The sequence below is a fragment of the Streptococcus sp. 2018037 genome (assembly GCF_019754195.1).
Lineage (GTDB): Bacteria > Bacillota > Bacilli > Lactobacillales > Streptococcaceae > Streptococcus > Streptococcus hashimotonensis.
The window spans coordinates 17,944-35,529 of the sequence record NZ_JAIJZQ010000021.1 but is presented as its reverse complement, the minus strand read 5'-3'; the positions used below and the strand labels follow the sequence as shown (position 1 = coordinate 35,529).

At 40.4% G+C, this 17,586-nt stretch carries 15 protein-coding genes and 1 pseudogene; 1 reads left to right on the top strand and 15 read right to left on the bottom strand.

Annotation, left to right across the window (positions count from 1 at the left end; all coding sequences use genetic code 11):
• The 13 genes from K5Q29_RS08075 to murD form a co-directional block, all read right to left on the bottom strand.
• The coding region (locus tag K5Q29_RS08075) for an IS1182 family transposase (RefSeq protein ID WP_221877105.1) at window positions 1-1,342 on the bottom strand (1,342 nt) is incomplete at its 3' end.
• Window positions 1,343-1,729: 387 nt separating this feature from the next.
• Window positions 1,730-4,519: an isoleucine--tRNA ligase gene (gene ileS, locus K5Q29_RS08070; RefSeq protein WP_105139519.1), complete on the bottom strand. Its 2,790-nt coding sequence runs from the start codon at window positions 4,517-4,519 to the stop codon at window positions 1,730-1,732.
• Between the two features lie 10 nt (window positions 4,520-4,529).
• Entirely contained in the window at window positions 4,530-4,973 is a 444-nt protein-coding gene (locus K5Q29_RS08065) for a GNAT family N-acetyltransferase (protein ID WP_205032650.1), read from the bottom strand.
• Window positions 4,974-5,203: 230 nt separating this feature from the next.
• On the bottom strand, window positions 5,204-5,893 hold the full coding sequence (locus K5Q29_RS08060) for a DivIVA domain-containing protein (protein WP_221877104.1): 690 nt from the start codon (window positions 5,891-5,893) through the stop codon (window positions 5,204-5,206).
• Between the two features lie 8 nt (window positions 5,894-5,901).
• Window positions 5,902-6,693 (bottom strand): RNA-binding protein, encoded by a 792-nt coding sequence (locus tag K5Q29_RS08055; RefSeq protein ID WP_221877102.1) that lies wholly within the window; start codon window positions 6,691-6,693, stop codon window positions 5,902-5,904.
• A 2-nt stretch (window positions 6,694-6,695) separates the two neighbouring features.
• Complete coding sequence (locus tag K5Q29_RS08050; RefSeq protein ID WP_002943042.1) at window positions 6,696-6,959, bottom strand: YggT family protein; 264 nt, start codon at window positions 6,957-6,959, stop codon at window positions 6,696-6,698.
• Window positions 6,960-6,963: 4 nt separating this feature from the next.
• Window positions 6,964-7,536 (bottom strand): cell division protein SepF, encoded by a 573-nt coding sequence (locus tag K5Q29_RS08045; RefSeq protein ID WP_024412671.1) that lies wholly within the window; start codon window positions 7,534-7,536, stop codon window positions 6,964-6,966.
• A 16-nt stretch (window positions 7,537-7,552) separates the two neighbouring features.
• Window positions 7,553-8,224, bottom strand: a complete 672-nt coding sequence (locus K5Q29_RS08040; RefSeq protein ID WP_011922038.1) for a YggS family pyridoxal phosphate-dependent enzyme — start codon at window positions 8,222-8,224, stop codon at window positions 7,553-7,555.
• 6 nt (window positions 8,225-8,230) lie between these two features.
• Window positions 8,231-9,460, bottom strand: coding sequence for a cell division protein FtsZ (gene ftsZ, locus K5Q29_RS08035; protein WP_024385822.1), 1,230 nt, complete (start codon window positions 9,458-9,460; stop codon window positions 8,231-8,233).
• A 25-nt stretch (window positions 9,461-9,485) separates the two neighbouring features.
• Window positions 9,486-10,865 carry a cell division protein FtsA gene (ftsA, locus tag K5Q29_RS08030; protein ID WP_221877100.1) on the bottom strand — a complete coding sequence of 460 codons (1,380 nt, stop codon included), beginning with the start codon at window positions 10,863-10,865 and terminating at the stop codon, window positions 9,486-9,488.
• A gap of 153 nt (window positions 10,866-11,018) precedes the next feature.
• Window positions 11,019-12,101, bottom strand: a complete 1,083-nt coding sequence (locus K5Q29_RS08025; RefSeq protein WP_221877098.1) for a cell division protein FtsQ/DivIB — start codon at window positions 12,099-12,101, stop codon at window positions 11,019-11,021.
• A 5-nt stretch (window positions 12,102-12,106) separates the two neighbouring features.
• Window positions 12,107-13,171 carry a UDP-N-acetylglucosamine--N-acetylmuramyl-(pentapeptide) pyrophosphoryl-undecaprenol N-acetylglucosamine transferase gene (locus K5Q29_RS08020; RefSeq protein ID WP_205032655.1) on the bottom strand — a complete coding sequence of 355 codons (1,065 nt, stop codon included), beginning with the start codon at window positions 13,169-13,171 and terminating at the stop codon, window positions 12,107-12,109.
• Window positions 13,172-13,173: 2 nt separating this feature from the next.
• Entirely contained in the window at window positions 13,174-14,523 is a 1,350-nt protein-coding gene (gene murD / locus K5Q29_RS08015; protein WP_105141544.1) for a UDP-N-acetylmuramoyl-L-alanine--D-glutamate ligase, read from the bottom strand.
• 207 nt (window positions 14,524-14,730) lie between these two features.
• On the opposite strand from murD, the pseudogene K5Q29_RS08010 reads away from it, so the two are divergent.
• Window positions 14,731-14,972: pseudogene (locus K5Q29_RS08010) on the top strand (IS982 family transposase); the annotation flags it as partial.
• Window positions 14,973-15,103: 131 nt separating this feature from the next.
• Here the strand turns inward: K5Q29_RS08010 and K5Q29_RS08005 are convergent.
• On the bottom strand, window positions 15,104-15,973 hold the full coding sequence (locus K5Q29_RS08005) for a class C sortase (protein ID WP_221877096.1): 870 nt from the start codon (window positions 15,971-15,973) through the stop codon (window positions 15,104-15,106).
• A 113-nt stretch (window positions 15,974-16,086) separates the two neighbouring features.
• Window positions 16,087-17,580: a SpaH/EbpB family LPXTG-anchored major pilin gene (locus tag K5Q29_RS08000; protein ID WP_221877094.1), complete on the bottom strand. Its 1,494-nt coding sequence runs from the start codon at window positions 17,578-17,580 to the stop codon at window positions 16,087-16,089.
• Window positions 17,581-17,586 lie beyond the last annotated feature (6 nt).

Sequence of the window (17,586 nt, the reverse complement as noted above, 5' to 3'; positions counted from 1 at the left end):
TAGGATTATACTGAATTTGTTTGAGGTTTCCTTTCTCTGTCCGTGCTAACTGGTCCAATTCCTCGCTAGCTTGTACTGGATCAGCTTCGTAAATCTTAATATCTTTCTCAAATCCATTCTGCTCCGTTCTTCGTGAATAATTCTTAAACGAGTAGACAACCCCATCTGGTTTTATCCACTGGTCAGAATCTTCTAAGTAGGTCCAGTTTTCAGGATTGGCATCACACTTCTTGTAGCTTTTCTTCTGCTCTTTCTGATATGTTCCGTAGGGAATCAGAGGTGTTTTCTCCAGGTCATCAACGATAAAGCTATAATTTTCTTCACTACCATAACCTGCATCTGCGACAATGTGTTGAAAGAGTTCTAGGGTTTGGATGGATTGAAGAAAAGGCTTGAGTGTACGAGTGTCAGTTGGATTCGGAAACAGTCCGTAAGCTAAGGCAAACTGGCTGTTTGTGCCAAGTTGGAGGTTGTAACCAGGCTTGAGCTGGCCATTCTTCATATGATCTTCTTTCATTCGCATGAATGTTGCATCGTGATCTGTTTTAGAATAGGAATTTCGCTCTTGTAGAATCTGTTTATCTCGTTCGTACTTCTGTTTCCGAACAAGAAAATCCTCTTTCAACTTTCTCTTTAGTTTCTTAATTCTTCTTCGTTTCTGTCTGTTGGCTGAGCCACCTTTGATGACTTTAGGCTCTTGTGAGATAGCTTCTTCCACCTCATCCAATACTTGTTCGGTCCCTTGTAGGAGTTGGTTTAGTCCCTCGCTAGTGAGGCATTCTTCCTTGGACAAGGCAGTATTCACCCCTTCTTGAACTAGCTTGTCATAGAGGGCTGAAATGTTTCCATTCAAGGCATCTTCATAGCGTTCAACGGCCTTTCTCCACGTGAAGGAATACTTATTGGCATCAGCTTCTACCTTAGTCCCGTCAATGAAGAGAGCCTCATCTTCAATCAATCCATTCTCTCTGAGGAGGAGAGTGAAGTAGATGAAGGCAGTTTTGATGAGCTGATTGGCGTGTGTGCTAGCCCGAAAACTGTTGATGGTTCGATAACAGACGTAGGTATCCTGACTCAGCCATTTCATAGGAATGACTTCTTCATTCATTTGAACGATTTTTCGACCAGAGAATACCTGGCGAGCATAGGCGAACAGGGTCATTTTGAGCAACATGGCTGGATGAAAGGCAGGACGACCTGTGTGAGAAATTTCATCTAGTAGAACAGGTTGAGGAATGGTATCCACAAACTGACTAATCAGACGAGCCTCATGCGTTGCAGGTAAGTCCCAAGCAATATTTAATTCCAAACTTAACTGATTTGTGTTATACTGTTTATACATTTTCATGCCTTTCTAGTTGTTTTGTGGTTATTATAATTATAAAGCATGAAGTGGAAAACGAGCAACTCCTAATTGGAATTGCTCGTTTTTTATATGTGAGAAGCTAGTTTTTGCCCAGCCTCAATTTTCTTCAATCTTTTTTCTTTATGTTGAAAATAAAAAACTCTCAGAAACGCGGAAATATCAATGTTTCTAAGAGTTTAATGACTTGCTATCTTTCGCAAACTTCTTCAATTTTTTATATTTTTAGGAGTTTGTCTACGTTCTGAAGCTCCACTGGAGCTTTTCACTCATCAAGGCTCTTGACAACGGATAATTTTGATTTTCGAAGAGTATTACAAAAAAAGCCTATCGCTAGATAGACTTTAACAAATGTATTGTGATTACTTAAGCTTCAAAACCTTGAGCTACTGCTTCAGCAAAGTTTTCTTCCACTACGCTTGCACAGTGGTCACAGATTGTCGCACCATAGCTACGTTTTACAACGCTAGTATCAATACGGCGGCAACGGTCACATACTTCACCGCTTGCACGCTCTACAGTAAAGGCAACTTCTTCTACCAGAACAGCACTTTCAGGAGCTGCTTCCGTGGTTACTGTAAGGTTAGAAACGATGAGCAACTGAGCAAGGTCTGCATTCAAGCTCTCCAAGAAGGACTTGGTTTCAGCTGAGACATAGGCAGTCAAATGAGCTTCAAGTGATTTACCGATGACTTTGGCATTACGTGCTTCTTCCAAGGCTTTTTGTGCCTGAGTACGGAAGTTCATAAAGTTTTCCCAATCAGCCAAAAGCTGCGCTTCATTGGCAAAGGTTTCCACCTCTGGCATTTCCGCCAATTGTACAAACTCTTCTGCTTCGTGTTCCAAGTATGACCAAATTTCTTCTGCTGTGTGTGGCAAGATTGGGGTCAAGAGCTTGGTAATTTTCACTAAGATGTCATAGAACACTGTCTGCATCTGACGACGAGAAAGTGATTTAGCACCATCAATGTAGACAACATCTTTGGCAAAATCGAGGTAGAAGGCTGACAAGTCAAGGGTTACAAAGTTTACTACAGATTTGTAGATACCCATGAAATCATAATTGTCGTAGGCTTCACGGATTTGAGCTACCAGTTTGTTGAATTTCACCAAGAGGTACTGGTCAACAGAACGAAGCTCTTCGTAAGCCACCGCATCACTTGCAGGATTGAAATCAGAAGTGTTGGCAATCAAGAAGCGAAGGGTATTACGGATTTTACGGTAGGTTTCAGAAACCTGTCCAAGAATATCCATAGACACACGCACATCGTTTGAAGTATCAACGGATGTCACCCACAGACGCAAGATTTCTGCACCAAATTGTTTCTCAACATCACTTGGAAGAATAGTATTGCCTAGGGATTTAGACATCTTCATACCTTTGCCATCTAAGACAAAACCTTGTGACAAGACAGCCTTGTATGGTGCATGACCATTTACGGCTACAGAGGTGATTAAGGATGAGTTAAACCAGCCACGGTATTGGTCAGATCCTTCAAGATAAAGGTCTGCTGGATAGGCAAGGTTTTCACGAGCATTCATGACACCATTCCAAGATGAACCCGAATCAAACCATACGTCCATAATGTCTGTTTCTTTGGTAAATTCGCCATTTGGTGAACCTGGATGAGTGAAACCAGCTGGCAAAAGATCTTTGGCTTCAGATTTCCACCAGATGATAGAACCATGCTCTTCAAAAAGGGCAGCAACGTGGTCTGTCACTTCCTTGGTCATAATCGCAGTACCATCTTCTGCATAGAAGATTGGAAGCGGCACACCCCAAGCACGCTGACGAGAGATGACCCAGTCACCACGGTCACGGATCATGTTGTAAAGGCGTGTTTTACCCCAAGCAGGAATAAAGGTCGTTGCTTCGATTTGGTCCAAGATTTCCTGACGGAATTTAGAGACAGAGGCAAACCACTGTGGCACTGCACGCCAGATAATTGGTTTCTTGGTCCGCCAGTCAAATGGATAAGAGTGATTAATCACTTCACTAGCAAGAAGCAAGTCTCCTAGTTTTTCTTTTACAGTTGGAACAACCTTGTCATAGAATTGCCCTTCAAAATCAGGACCAGCATTTTCCATCATCAAGCCACGTTCGTTGACCGTTACCGCAACTTCCAAACCATATTTGATACCGACATTATAGTCATCCTCACCAAAACCTGGAGCCGTATGGACGATACCAGTACCCGAGTCCGTTGTGACATGGTCACCCAAGATAACCAATTCATCAACTTCAGCATCCCATGGGTGTTCGGTCACGATGTATTCAAATTCAGCACCCTTGTGTTTTGAGATCACTTCAAAAGATTCCCAGCCAAATTTTTGAGCCAAGCTATCAACCAAGGCTTCTGCCAAGACATACTTACGGTCAGAACCAGCTGGTTGAACCAAGACGTAATCAATGTCTGCTCCCATGGTCAAACCGCGAGAAGCCGTTACTGTAAATGGAGTCGTTGTCCAGACAACGATGTAGCTGTCTGTATCCAAGAGCCCCTTGCCATCTTTGACCTTGTTAGCATAGTAAAGGGATGTTGAATCAATGTCATGATATTCGATTTCTGCTTCTGCAAGGGCAGATTCAGATGACCATGACCAGTAAACAGGCTTAGCACCGCGGTAGATATAGCCCTTGTCTGCCATAGCACCGAAGACACGGATTTGAGCAGCTTCATAGTCTTTCGTCAAGGTGATGTATGGATTTTCCCAGTCTGCAGAAACACCCAAGCGTTTGAAATCATCACGTTGCTTGTCAACTTGGCTAAGAGCGTAATCACGACACATTTCAAGGTATTCTACCAAGTCCATTTCCTTGCGCTTAACACCCTGTTTTGCCAAGACTTGCTCAATAGGAAGACCATGCGTATCCCAACCCGGTACAAATGGTGCACGGAAGCCAGACATTGATTTAGAGCGAACGATAATATCTTTAGAAATCTTGTTCAAAGCATGACCAACGTGGATATTTCCGTTAGCGTAGGGAGGGCCATCGTGGAGGTGGAAGGCAGGTTTGCCTTCATTGAGTTCTTGGCGACGAGCATACAAGTTTGCTTCATCCCAAACCTTTTGCCATTCTGGCTCACGTGTTGGTAAGCCTGCACGCATAGGAAATGCTGTCTTACCTAAATTGAGTGTTTCTTTTAGTTTCATCATAACTCCTTTATCTTATAATTAATTCCATTTTCATTTCTTGGCCTTCTAAACCAACGGATTGAAAACCAAGTTTTTCTAAAATGTACCTCATTTTATGATTGCCAATAACATAATTTATAGAAATTTTATGACAAAGCGGATCCGCCTTCGCCTTTCCAATCATTTGCTGGATGGCTTCCTTTCCGTATCCACGATTTTGAAAATCCTTATCGATCAACAAATGCCATAAATAATAACTATTATCTTTGGGTTCAATAGATAACATTGCGAAACCGACAACTTTTCTGCCAGATAGCACAGCATAGGGTAGAATCATTCCCGAATCTTTATATAGCCAAGCCTGGGCTAAAGAATATTCAACCGATGCCACTCGGCGCTGGTCCTCAGGTGCAAGTTGAACTTGTAACACTGCTTCAAAGTTGTCCTTGTTTACTAATTCTAATCGTATCATAAAAATAAAAAAACTCCCGCCAAATAAGGACGAAAGTTCGTGGTACCACCTTAGTTTAGATAGAGTTTCCCCTATCCCTCTATGTTCGTAACGTGAACAGACGTCTCTCCTTACTATTTTCAGGAAAAATCAAACAAAGTGATGATCCATAGAAAGAGATTGTAGGGCTTCCACCATCTCCTACTCGCTATAAATATTTCTACCGACCGTGTCTCTGCTTATGATCTTTATTATTCTTCTATTGAAATTTCTACAGACTCTCCACTCTCAAAAGCTGCTGCCTGACGAGTTAATTCTGCAATTTCTTCTGGTGTCAATTGACGTGTATAATCCAAACTTTCTTCTTCAACAGGTAATTCTTCATCCAAAGCCTTATGAAGAACATCACGAAAGGCTTCGTCACTTGTTTGAATGTAACTTGCTGTTGGACGGAGGATTTCCTCCCATTCAGATGAATTAACCAGTGATAATTGGCTTTCTACTGTTGATTTCAGACGCTGATGGAAAATACGTGTCTGGTTTTTTAATTCTTCAGTTTCAATGACAACTTTTTTCGCGTTGTCAGTCGCATTACGAAGAATTTCATTTGCCTTATCTTTAGCTTCATGTAACAATGTTGCCGCATCATAGTCAGCTTGTTTAATAATATTTGCCGCTTGATCTTCAGCCGCAACTTTTACTTTCTCAGCTGTATCTTGAGCTAAAAGAACTGATTTACTCAATGATTCTTTCATCTCATCAAAATAAGCCAAACGTTCCCGCAAATTTTTCAATTCTAACTCTTGGTCATGATTTTTACGAATTAAATCCTCGTAATCACGCGTTACAATGTCCAAAAAGTCATCAACTTCATCTGCGTCGTATCCTCTAAATTTTGTAGCAAAGGTTTTATCTTTTAATTCTAATGCTGTAAGTGCCATCTTTCCTCCTAAGTTTTAACAATGTCTAACTTTAATTTTATCTTCCCTTGCTTAGAAAAACCTAAAAATTCATTTAGGCGAACTCTACCATATCTCCTAACACTAATTAATTGCCCTATTTCAACTAATTTACTGGTTTGTTCTGCCAGAACATAATCCAACTTCACATGTCCAGCCTCAATCAACTTATTTGCAGTTGCCCTTGAAAGATTAAATGCGACCGATATCAATTTATCCAATCTCATACTAGAAACCAACACATCCTTTGAACGCCATTCCTGTCCAATCGGTAGTCGAACATTCATCCATTCTTCTTCCTTTCCCTTAACAGGGACACAAGCAATTTTAGTGATAGATTGTAAGGCAATCTGCCCAAATTTCTGATCGATAAAGACAATCAATCGTTCATCATCAATCAAAATATCACCCAAATACTCCCTTTTAATCCCTAGTTGATTGAGAAAAGTTCCAAGAACTTGTGAATGGGATAAGGTGTGAAATTTTCTAGCATAGGACAAATGAAGAGCGGTTAACTCAAAGTCCTTGATGTCCAACTCATAATAAGCCGGGGCAATAATAACCCGCGAATGTTCAGTCGAAACAAAGTCCCGACTAGAAAACGTTTGTAACTGGTAGTAGTTAGCAATTTTGCATACAATTTCATCTTGTCTAGGATGTAAAAAGTGAGTTAATCTATATGAATACGTATCTTCAACTTGCTGACACATATCCATTATTTTCTCTACAAACTCTCTTTCTTCCCTAGAAAAATGTTGCAATAAGTTTTTATCATTTTTCATAACTATGCTAACAGTAGCAATAATTGAACCAAGAAGCGAGTTCCCATATTAAGCGCAATCATGGCTGCCATTACAGTCCAATCCAACCCCATAAATTGCAGATTAAATCGCCTAAAGGGTTTTAAAATGGGTGCTACCAGCCATTGAATCAAACGTCCAATCGAGCTTGTGTATAGGCTAGGAAACCAACTTAGCAAAGCGTATGCCAATAAGAGATAAGAATAAATCTCTACAATTTTTAATAGTAAAAAAATCAAAATTTGCATAGCGTTACCGTTTTATATCAAAGTCAAAATTTGAATCAGCCGCACCAGTAGTTGTACCAGCATTAGCATTGCGCAATTCTTCAATATTGACTGTGACATTTACTGGAGTTAACAGCCACATGGTATTTGAGACCTTTTTCAAATTTCCAGATAATACTGAACGAGCACCATCCAAGTAGTCTAGGCAACGTCTTGCTTGTTGCTCCGACATATATTGAAAATCAATGAGAATACTCGCATTGTCTAATAAAAGATTTACCATCTCTGGTGCGTCTTCATAACGTTTTGGAAACTTAATATCAATTGTAGTTTTGACAATCTCTTTTTCGTTATTATTAGTCATCAATTCTTGCTGCCTTTCATGTAGGCGTTGAAGTTGACTTTCTGAACGTGCTTCCCGACGCGTCTCTACTTTTGGCTGCTGTTCGCGCACAGGTGCAGCTGTAGTAGTATTGGCAACACGCATTTTAGGACGATCATTAGGCATTGAATAGGCATCTGCCTGTTCTTCAACTTCATTGACTTCGTCAACTTCAAAGTAATTAAATAAGTTCTTAAATGTATCTTTTAATGCCATATTTTCCTCCTCTCCATTATTCAAAGAATGCTGAGCCAATTCTCACATATGTAGCTCCGTGAGCAATGGCGCGTTCAAAGTCCCCACTCATTCCCATACTTAACTCTGTAAAGGGCATACGTGGTAAGTTCCTTGTAGCTAGTTCTTCTTGGATTTCCTGCATTTTAGAAAAAATCTCGTCTAATTCATCATCTGTAGCATCAATCGGTGCCATCGTCATCAATCCAACAAGTTCAATGTTCTCCAATAAACTAATTTCAGCAAGTGCCGCATCAATCTCAGATACTGCAAAGCCATGCTTACTCTCCTCACCGGAAACGTTGACTTGTAGGAAACACTTGACTATTTTAGTCGCACGTTTATCTATTTCCTGAGCTAGTTTGACAGAGTCTAGGGCGTGGAAATAATCAACAAATGGAATAATGTCCTTGACCTTTCTTCTCTGTAAAGTCCCTATCAAATGCCATGTCAATTGTTTGTCTGCTAGGGCATTATACTTTTCTAAGAACTGATCGACTCGATTTTCTCCAATATGAGTAATTCCAGTATTCACTAGCTGATTAGCAATAGAGCTGTCAACATATTTGGTGACAGCTATTACCTTTACTGATTCACTCGGACGACCTGCCTTCTCAGCAGCTTTTGCAACTGCTGAAAAGATAGCATCCTTATTCTTTTGAAAATTCATTTTAGTTTAGCGATTACGGAAGAATGGTGGTGTATCCAATTCATCCTCATCTTGATCCATTGTAAATTTTTCGACGGAAACAGTAGATGTTGGTTCTGCGTCAGTTGGACGAATCAAGTTTTCACGACGCAAATCCCACTCTCCGAAGGCAGAAGCTTTCGGCGCTTCAGTTTGTTGTGCAGCTCCACGAGTTGGTGCTGATGCTACTGAATGATCAAAGCGTTGAGAAGGGCGTGGTGAAACAGCTTCCGTGCGATGGCGGGCTGGTTTATCAGCAGTATCTTGACGAACCCCTGTAGCCACAACAGTCACACGAATCTCATCTTTCATTGTTTCATCAATAGATGTACCCAACCAAATGTTAACACCTTGACCCGCAGCCTGATTAACGATTTCTGAAGCATCTTCTGCTTCTGTCAGAGTCATGTCATAACCACCTGTAACATTGACAATGACATCCTCTGCACCATCAATTGTTGTTTCAAGAAGAGGAGAATAAATCGCTTTACGAGCCGCCTCAATCACTCGGTCCTCACCCGTACCGATACCAATACCCATCAAGGCGTTCCCTTTGTTTTCCATAACTGTCTTCACATCTGCAAAGTCCAAGTTAATCAAACCAGGATTTGTAATCAAGTCTGTAATTCCTTGAACACCTTGACGAAGAACATTATCAGCTTCGCTTAATGCTTCTAAAAGCGGTGTTTTCTTATCAACAATTTCAAGAAGGTTGTTGTTTGAAATAATTAAGAGTGTATCTACTTGTTCGCGAAGACCTTCAATTCCCTCAATCGCAAAGTTTCCACGTTTATTTCCTTCAAAACCAAACGGACGAGTCACAACTGCGACAGTCAACGCACCCAAGTTTTTAGCAATACGTGCAATAACAGGAGCCGCACCAGTCCCTGAACCACCGCCCATACCAGCAGTGATGAAGACCATATCTGCACCAGTTAATACATTAGTCAATGCTTCTTCGCTTTCCTCAGCAGCTTTACGACCAACCTCAGGTTGACCTCCAGCACCCAAACCACGAGTCAATTTAGGACCTAGTTGGATAACTGTTTCAGCTTTAGAGCTACTTAGCGCTTGTACATCTGTGTTTGCTGCAATGAACTCAACCCCAGCAACACCTTCTTCAATCATACGGTTAATCGCGTTTCCGCCACCACCGCCGACACCGATTACTTTAATGACAGCACCATGACTAGCTGCTGCTTCAAATGAAAATGCCATAGTTTAAATCACCTTTTCTTTTCTCTTATTCAAACATGCTGCCAAACAAACCACGAATGCGATCTGTGATGTTTCCCTTAGCAGCTGGACGAACTTCTTCTTCCTCATCATGGTAAGCAGGAGCAACTTGTTCCTCTACCTGATCGACTGTGTTCAATTCGTTTACGATTTCTCTTTGAATTGGCTGACTAATCCGAGGACGAGCAACAGGAATTTCAACTGGCTTATGTCTCAAGGTAGTCTCGCCATTTACTGCATGTTGGGCAATATTTTCAACATCTTCTAACTCACCAACATACTCAACAAAGCTAATCACACTTGCAAATGCTGGATTGCGGATACCAATTTGATTTGGAACAAAAAGTTTAGTATTAACACCAAACACTTCTTGGGCCAATTCTGTAATTCCTGGTAAGATGGCACCGCCACCTACAATGACTATTCCCCCTGGTAAATCTAGAGCACGTGTACGCTCCAAATCTTGTTTCACACGGTCAAAAATCTGACGCAAACGTGCCGCAATCACTTCTGAAAGGTAGCGCTCGGTCACTTCAACTGGAGCGTTTTCTCCAATCACTTCGACAGTGAACTTTTCCTTATCACTTGCATCTTGCGGATAGGCAATGCCGTAGTTGTATTTCAAGTTTTCAGCAATACTCTTTGATGTTGTCAATACTTTTGAAATATCGTTTGTGATATAATCTCCACCTTCTTGGTAGATGTTTGTGTATTGCAACTCTTGGCCACGCATAACAGCCACAGTCGTTTGACCACCACCAAGATCAATGATAGTCGCACCAAACTCACGTTCACCTTCATTCAATACAGAGCGAGTTAGTGCCAACGGAGAAATTACAATATTTTCAACTTGGACATCTGCACGCTCCACCGTTTTACGAAGATTGTGAAGAATGGTACGTGGTCCTGTGTACAGCATACCACGCATTTCCAAGCGAATTCCCATCATTCCACGAGGGTCCTTAATGCCTTGGAATCCATCGACAGTGAACTCTTCTGGAATAAATGAAATCACTTCGCGTTCCGGAGTCATACTCTTTGTCAATGCTGATTTTACAACATTCTCAACATCCAAGTCTGTAATTTCTTGTGAATCTGTTGTAACAGGAATCATCCCTTGAGTTGGTTCAATCTGAAGAAGGTTGGCAGGTAATCCAACATTTACCTTTTCAATGCGGATACCTGACTTTTCTTCTGCCTGCTCGATCGCTTTTTTAATCGCTCCAGCAGCCACCTCAATATTTACAATAATTCCATCTTTGACGCCAGCACTTTTTACATTGCTGACCCCAATCACATTCATTTCGTTATCAATATATTCTGCAACCAAGACTTTAACGGAGCTTGTACCAATATCTAATCCCGTAAAAAAGCCGTTTCTAGCCATTCTATCAGTCCTCTCTTACTTCCAACTTTAACAAATCATCTTCCATTTTGAAAAAATAGTATAATTAGTCATCCTTCATTATACCATATTATATCGAATTATGGTGTTTTTAAAGGATTTTTTTATTACTTTTTCTTTACAAAATTATCTATTTCAGCTTGCATATCTATAAATACCAACTTCCATGTCAATTGTCGTTGGAACTGTCACTTCTGCTGCTATTTTTGTATAGTAAGACATCTTCTGGCTAATCTCACCCAACGGGATTAATACAGTATTTCCATCTCTCATATTGAATGTCAACAAATCCGCGGTCACTTTACTCGGCGTTAAATTTATTGTCTGAATAGCAGAACGAATTCCTGCATCTATTTTCCCCAATTCAATGGCTAGTTCCTTGATTAATTCCTTGTCGGATAAATTGATTGTTGTATAGCCTTCTGGCAAGGAATCCTGTGAAATCGGTTCACCGCCAATCTCTCCACTAGACAATACCGGATACCACTGGTTTTGTTGCTGAATGTAGCCTATTATAGCGTATTCTTTGATGTGAATGGTAAAGGTAGCCGGAAACTGGAACTTGATTGTTGCTGTCTCAACGGACGAACTATTCTTCTTAATATTCTTTGCGTAAGCATCTGCATGCAAAGCTATGGTTACAATGTAATCATCTGGAGAAATCAGACTATAATTTTCCACCTGTTCAGCAGTCAGTCGCTCATTTCCAACGACCTCTATCTGTTTTTTCTTGCTGGTTGGAGAAATAAAATACAAGGCTAGAGCTGCCAGTAACAAACTCGTCACAAGAACCGGAATAGCTTTCCAGACTACTTTGGAAGGAATATCAACTTTTAAAGTTTGAACCTTTTCCCCTGTTTCCTTTTTGGATTCCCGACTCTCTTGTCTTCTGTTTATTCCCTGAAAAAGGACCCTTTTACTCTTTTTAGCTTCTGGGTTCTCCTGTTCTGTCTGTCCCTCGTCAACTGCCTGAATATCCGCAGCATCTTTATGAGCAAGGTAGGCTTGGTGGCGTGCTTTCCATTGTTCGAAAAAGGCACTTTTTTCATCATCCGGAGCAGTCATCTCAGGTATGTATACATCCGTAGAAAGTCCTTTTTCTTCGGCTAATACAGATTCTTTCTCTACTGGTGAAATTTGTTCTGAATCCAATTCTACTTGGGATGCCTGTTCCACTTCTAGCACTGATTCCTCTACATTTGAATCTTTTTCCGTCATAGAACCTACCTTCCCATATCTTCTCTAAGCAAATTGTAAAAACTATCTACTGACTGAATTTCATTAGAATTTGCCATGTTTTGGATATAAAATTCCTTGTTTTTCAATAGCTCATAAACTTCTACCAATAGGCTGGCAAATGTCAATTGACTTTCATCAATCTGCTTAGAATATCCCTTTTTCTCTGCATAGAGAGCATTTTCAATTTGATCCCCTCGACTGGCCTGCCGTCCTAGTGGCACAATCAAATGGAGTTGTTGCATGGCAATCAACTCAAACAGAGTATTGGAACCACCACGGGTAATAACGACATCCGCTAAATCCATCAACGGTTGATAAAGTTCTGTCACATAGTCAACTCTATATAGGTTTTTATCTAATTGGTTGAGACTACTGTCCCCTGTCAAGTTGATAATATTGAATCGTTCGGTCAGAGCAGCACTATTCTGACTGATTAAATCATTAAAGACCTTAGCACCGCCCGAACCACCTACAAACAGTAAGGTCGGCAGACTTTTATCGAAGTGACTGAGAATTTCTGGCAACTGAATTGGTGTAACTTTGTCATTCGTTTGCCCCACTTTTGTAACCGCACCAACATGTTTTACTTTAGTCAAGCTGGCAGGTTGCTCAAAAGTACTATACATGGTTGTCGCAAATTTATAGGCTATTTTATTGGCCAGTCCCATTGTTAAGTCTGATTCATGGATAAAGACCGGAACCCGCAGCAAATTAGCAGCAATAACTGGTGGAACCGATACAAACCCACCTTTTGAAAAAAGAGCTTGCGGACGAATTTTAGCAATAATGGCCAAGGATTGAAGAACACCAAAACCAACTTTAAACACGTCCAACATATTTTGGAAAGAGAAATAACGGCGTAATTTCCCAGTCGAAATAGAATGAAAATGGACATCTAAACCTGATTTCACAACCTGCTCATGCTCAATACCGTTCCCATCACCAATATAGTGGACTTCCCAGCCTTCTTCCAAAAATCGCGGAATCAAAAGGAGATTGAGCGTCACGTGCCCAACAGTCCCTCCGCCTGTAAAAACAATTTTTTTCATGATTATTTCAACTCCTCAAAGGTCTGTAAGAAGACATCGCCACGCACTTCAAAATTGGCATACATATCCCAGCTTGCATTGGCTGGGCTTAACAGGACAATATCTCCTTTTTCTGCAATGGCAAAGGCTTTTCTAGTCGCATCCGCAATATCAAGAGCTTCTATCGTTTCCACTTCTGCCTTATCTGCTGCACGTTGAACACGGGGAGCTGATTGACCAAGGATTACCATTTTCTTTAGACCAACCAAATCAGGGACTAATTCATCAAATTCATTGCCACGGTCTAAGCCGCCTGCAATCAAAATGACCTTGCTGTTGTCAAACCCTGAAAGAGCTTTTTGAGTCGCCAAGATATTGGTAGACTTACTATCATTGTAGAAGGAAACCCCATTGATCTCACCTACAAATTGCAAGCGATGTTTGACACCTCCAAAGGCAGACAAACTTTCCTGAATCGCTTGGTGGTCTACTCCCAACAATTTTGCAACCACAATTGTTGCCAAGGCATTTTCAACATTGTGTGAACCTGGAACACCAATTTGGTCAGCATCCATGATGTATTCACCCTTGAAATAGAGTTTTCCATCTGCCAAATAAGCTCCATCAACCACTTCCAGCGTAGAAAAAGGAACTACAGTTGCTTTGGTCTGTCCAGCCAATTCCTTGGCTTCTTTCTGGTTGAAATTGAGCACTACAAAATCCTCAGCCGTCATCTGACGCTGAATCATCCATTTTGCTGCTACATAGTCTTCAAAAGTCCCATGGTAATCAATATGACTGGCAATAAGATTAGTCACAACGGCGATATGCGGGCGGAAAGATTCTGTCCCCATTAACTGGAAAGACGATAATTCCATGACCAAGGTATCCTCTGCAGTTGCAGTTTGAGCGACCGAAGATGCTGGGTAACCAATATTTCCACATAATTTTGCAGGTTTATTTCCAGCATTCAAGACTTCTGCAATCATGGTCGTTGTCGTTGTCTTACCGTTCGAACCTGTAATCCCCACGATTGGAGCATCTGATACCAAATAGGCCAATTCAACCTCTGTCCATACTGGAATTCCTTTTCCAATTGCTTTTTCAACCATAGGATTATCATAGCGAATTCCTGGATTTTTTACCATCAAAGCGAAATCTTCATCCAACAATTCCAAGGGATGGCTCCCGCAAATAACACGGATACCATCTTCCAACAAAGATTGAGCAGTCGGATTTTCTTCAAAAGGCTTTCCATCGTTAACAGTGACGATAGCACCCAATTTATCCAGGAGACGGGCTGCGGATTCCCCTGATTTAGCTAAACCTAGCACTAACACTTTCTTATTTTTTACAATATCAATCATCTTCATCTCAATTACCTTTACTTTCTAACACCTTATTTTACCCTTTACGAAGACCTTTTTCAAGCCAGAGGACAGAAAAGTAAACTCTACCCGTGGTGCTAGTTCATTTCAAAATACAATAAAAAGCCCAAATGGACTATACTGTAAGCGACGAAACATACAGAAGGGTAGTCCAAATGAGCTTACTTACAGTATACTGCTAAATCTCATCATTTGCAATGGAATGTACGCCAATTATCACAAATTTGTCATCATTTCTACCAAAACTATTGCCCAGATTCCTTTAAACTTCGGCGTAATGTAGGCTTTCAGATAGATTACTCCTTGTCTTACTTTTGCTATAAGCTGAACTAGGTATGACATCTCAACGTCATTTCTACAATATCTGCCACCTCTTTCCTCGTGGTCTGTTACTAGAAAGAAGTCGTTTCAATCGTCGGTCTAGGCAATTGATTTGAGTTGACAGGAGGTTAAGGTTTGAATAAGCTCTTGAAGTTGAACAATTACCTCATTCAGCCATATTGTCTAATGTCTATAATAGAAAAATGTTCCAGAGTCAAATCGACTTTGAAACATTTTCAATAGTTCAAAATTTCTTGGGAGCTAAAAAATCATCCAACACTTGATTCCTATTCCGAAAACGAAATGTTTTACTAGTTGTTATAAAAATATAAATTAAGATTACAAATAGAATTGGAGTTGCGATAAATGGAGCAATAAAGATCGCTTTAATTTGGATAGCATCAGAGGTAACCAGAGCACTACCATTAACATTTTCAATACGATAGCCACGAACTAATAGCCTATGTGTATTAATACCGTAGGGTGTACATGTTACCAAAGTTAATAAGTCTTTCTGAGGATCTATGGTAAGAGCCGATAAATCTGATGGCTCAACCACTCGAATCTGGTCCACTTTGTAAGTTAGTGTTTCATTGAGAATGTGAATGGTAAATATATCGCCTTCTCTCAACTTATCTAAATCAGAAAACAGACGGGCAGATGGGAGCCCACGATGCCCTGAAAGTACACTATGAGTTCCCAAACCTCCTACAGGCAACGATGTTCCTTCTAGATGTCCAATAGAAGTCTCTAAAACCGTTTCGTCTGTCCCATGAAATATAGATAACTTGACATCAATTTTAGGAATCTCAATATAGCCCATGATGCCATCTTTATTGAAATTCAATTCCTGATTATAGGCTTCAATGTCGGATGCAGTCACATTCCAGTTTAAGGGGTTTTCTTGATTATACTGGCGCGCACTATCAATGATTTCTTTGTATTGATCCTCTGTCATATCTGATACTGTGTCAGAATAGGACATAATAGCCTCTGATTGGTGGAAGGAATTCCAATAATCACTGACCGATGGATAAGCCAATAGTCCAATCCCCAATATAAAAATTAATGGCATGATAAAAGACGGACCTTTCTTTTTGAGCCATTTGATCATGAAATCCCCTCCTTTCCTTATGTTAAGACCAAAGAAATATCTTCGGAAATACTTCCACTCTTGCTTTTGCACTTCCGAAGATAGATTCTAAATATTAGGTATTGTATGGACAATTAGATATTGTTCATACGACGTTTTGAAATAGTATAAACCAATGCTACCAAAAGTAAGATTGAACCAACTAGATAGAATAAAGTTGTTCCAATCGCACCAGTGCTTGGCAAGACACCACCCTTTTTATTGACGATATTTGCTTTTGCTGCGTTATCTTTCGTAACTTCGATGGCTTGACGTTCTGTCAAAATATTGTAACCATTCGGTGCTTTCATTTCTTCAAGATAATAGGTCGTGCTATGTTTCAGACCTTTAATCACAACTTCGCCAGCTTCAATCGCAACGCCTTGCTCATCAGCCTGCGCAACACGATATACTCCGTCAGATTCCTTGACAACCTTGATTTCAGTTCCATTATTGGCTGCATCATAAAGCTTAAATTCTGCTCCAGTCAGAGTAGCTTTTGCTTCGTTTGTTTTCTTCAAAGTGAAACGGTGAGTGGTTACAGTCGTTTTATTATCTTCTGGATTTTTTGGATCTACTGGGGTATCTGGAGTATCTGGAGTGTCTGGATTATCTGGGTGATTTGGATCTGTTGGATTTGTTGGGTCAAAAGAGTTGTAACCAAGTGTTGCTGTGTTGGTTGCTTGACCTTCTTTTGCATCTTTGGTTACAACAGCTGAATAGGTTACATTCACTTCAATTGGTGAGTTGTAAATAGTTGATTTATCGTCCTTGATCCATTTCAAGACAACTGTCATCTTACCAGTATTATCAAAAGCAACTGTATAGTCTGTGCCTTTAACAAGCGTCTGTGTCCCAACCTTCACAGCTACAGAGTCCTGATTAATTGTTAATGCTGTTGGAGTATCGGCAATGGTGTAAGATTTGATTTGTTTAGTGACACCATTTGCAGTAACAAAGTTCGTCGCGTTAAATTTGAATTGGAAAGGAACAGTGTCACCAATTTTTGCAGTTGTTGTTGATGTTGCTGTTTTTCCATCCGCTGCTAGAATTTTCTTACCGCCACCATTATTTGAATCTGGAATGGTTGGATTAGTAGTGTTTTTATCGATAACAGTTGCATTTGGTGTTGTACTATCTACGGTAAGCACTGCACCAAGTGATGATGTTACAAAATAGTAACCAAATGTTAAGTTTGTAAATACTAGAGTATTATCAGTTGCAGTCGAACTGGCAACCTTTGTACCGAAACTCTTTGCCCAAGTTGCAAATTCTGGTGTTGTAACATCCGCATTGGGTTTTGCAGTAATATTCCCTTTGCTGTCTACATCAAACCAGGTTTCACCACCAAAATTTTGTGCGGTTTTACCGCTTGGGAGTTTATAAGAAATACCTGAACCATCTTCTGTTACAGTAGCATCAAAGAGCTTGTAAAGTTCATAAGTTTGGCTTTGCGAAGCATTGCGCACAGTAATTTTTCCTGTACCACCTGCATTTGTATTTACCTCTTGCGCACTAGCGAAAGGGGTAGGCAAGACCATAGCTAGCACTGCCAACACGGTCATGAAGAGACTTTTTAATTTATTCATGATTTT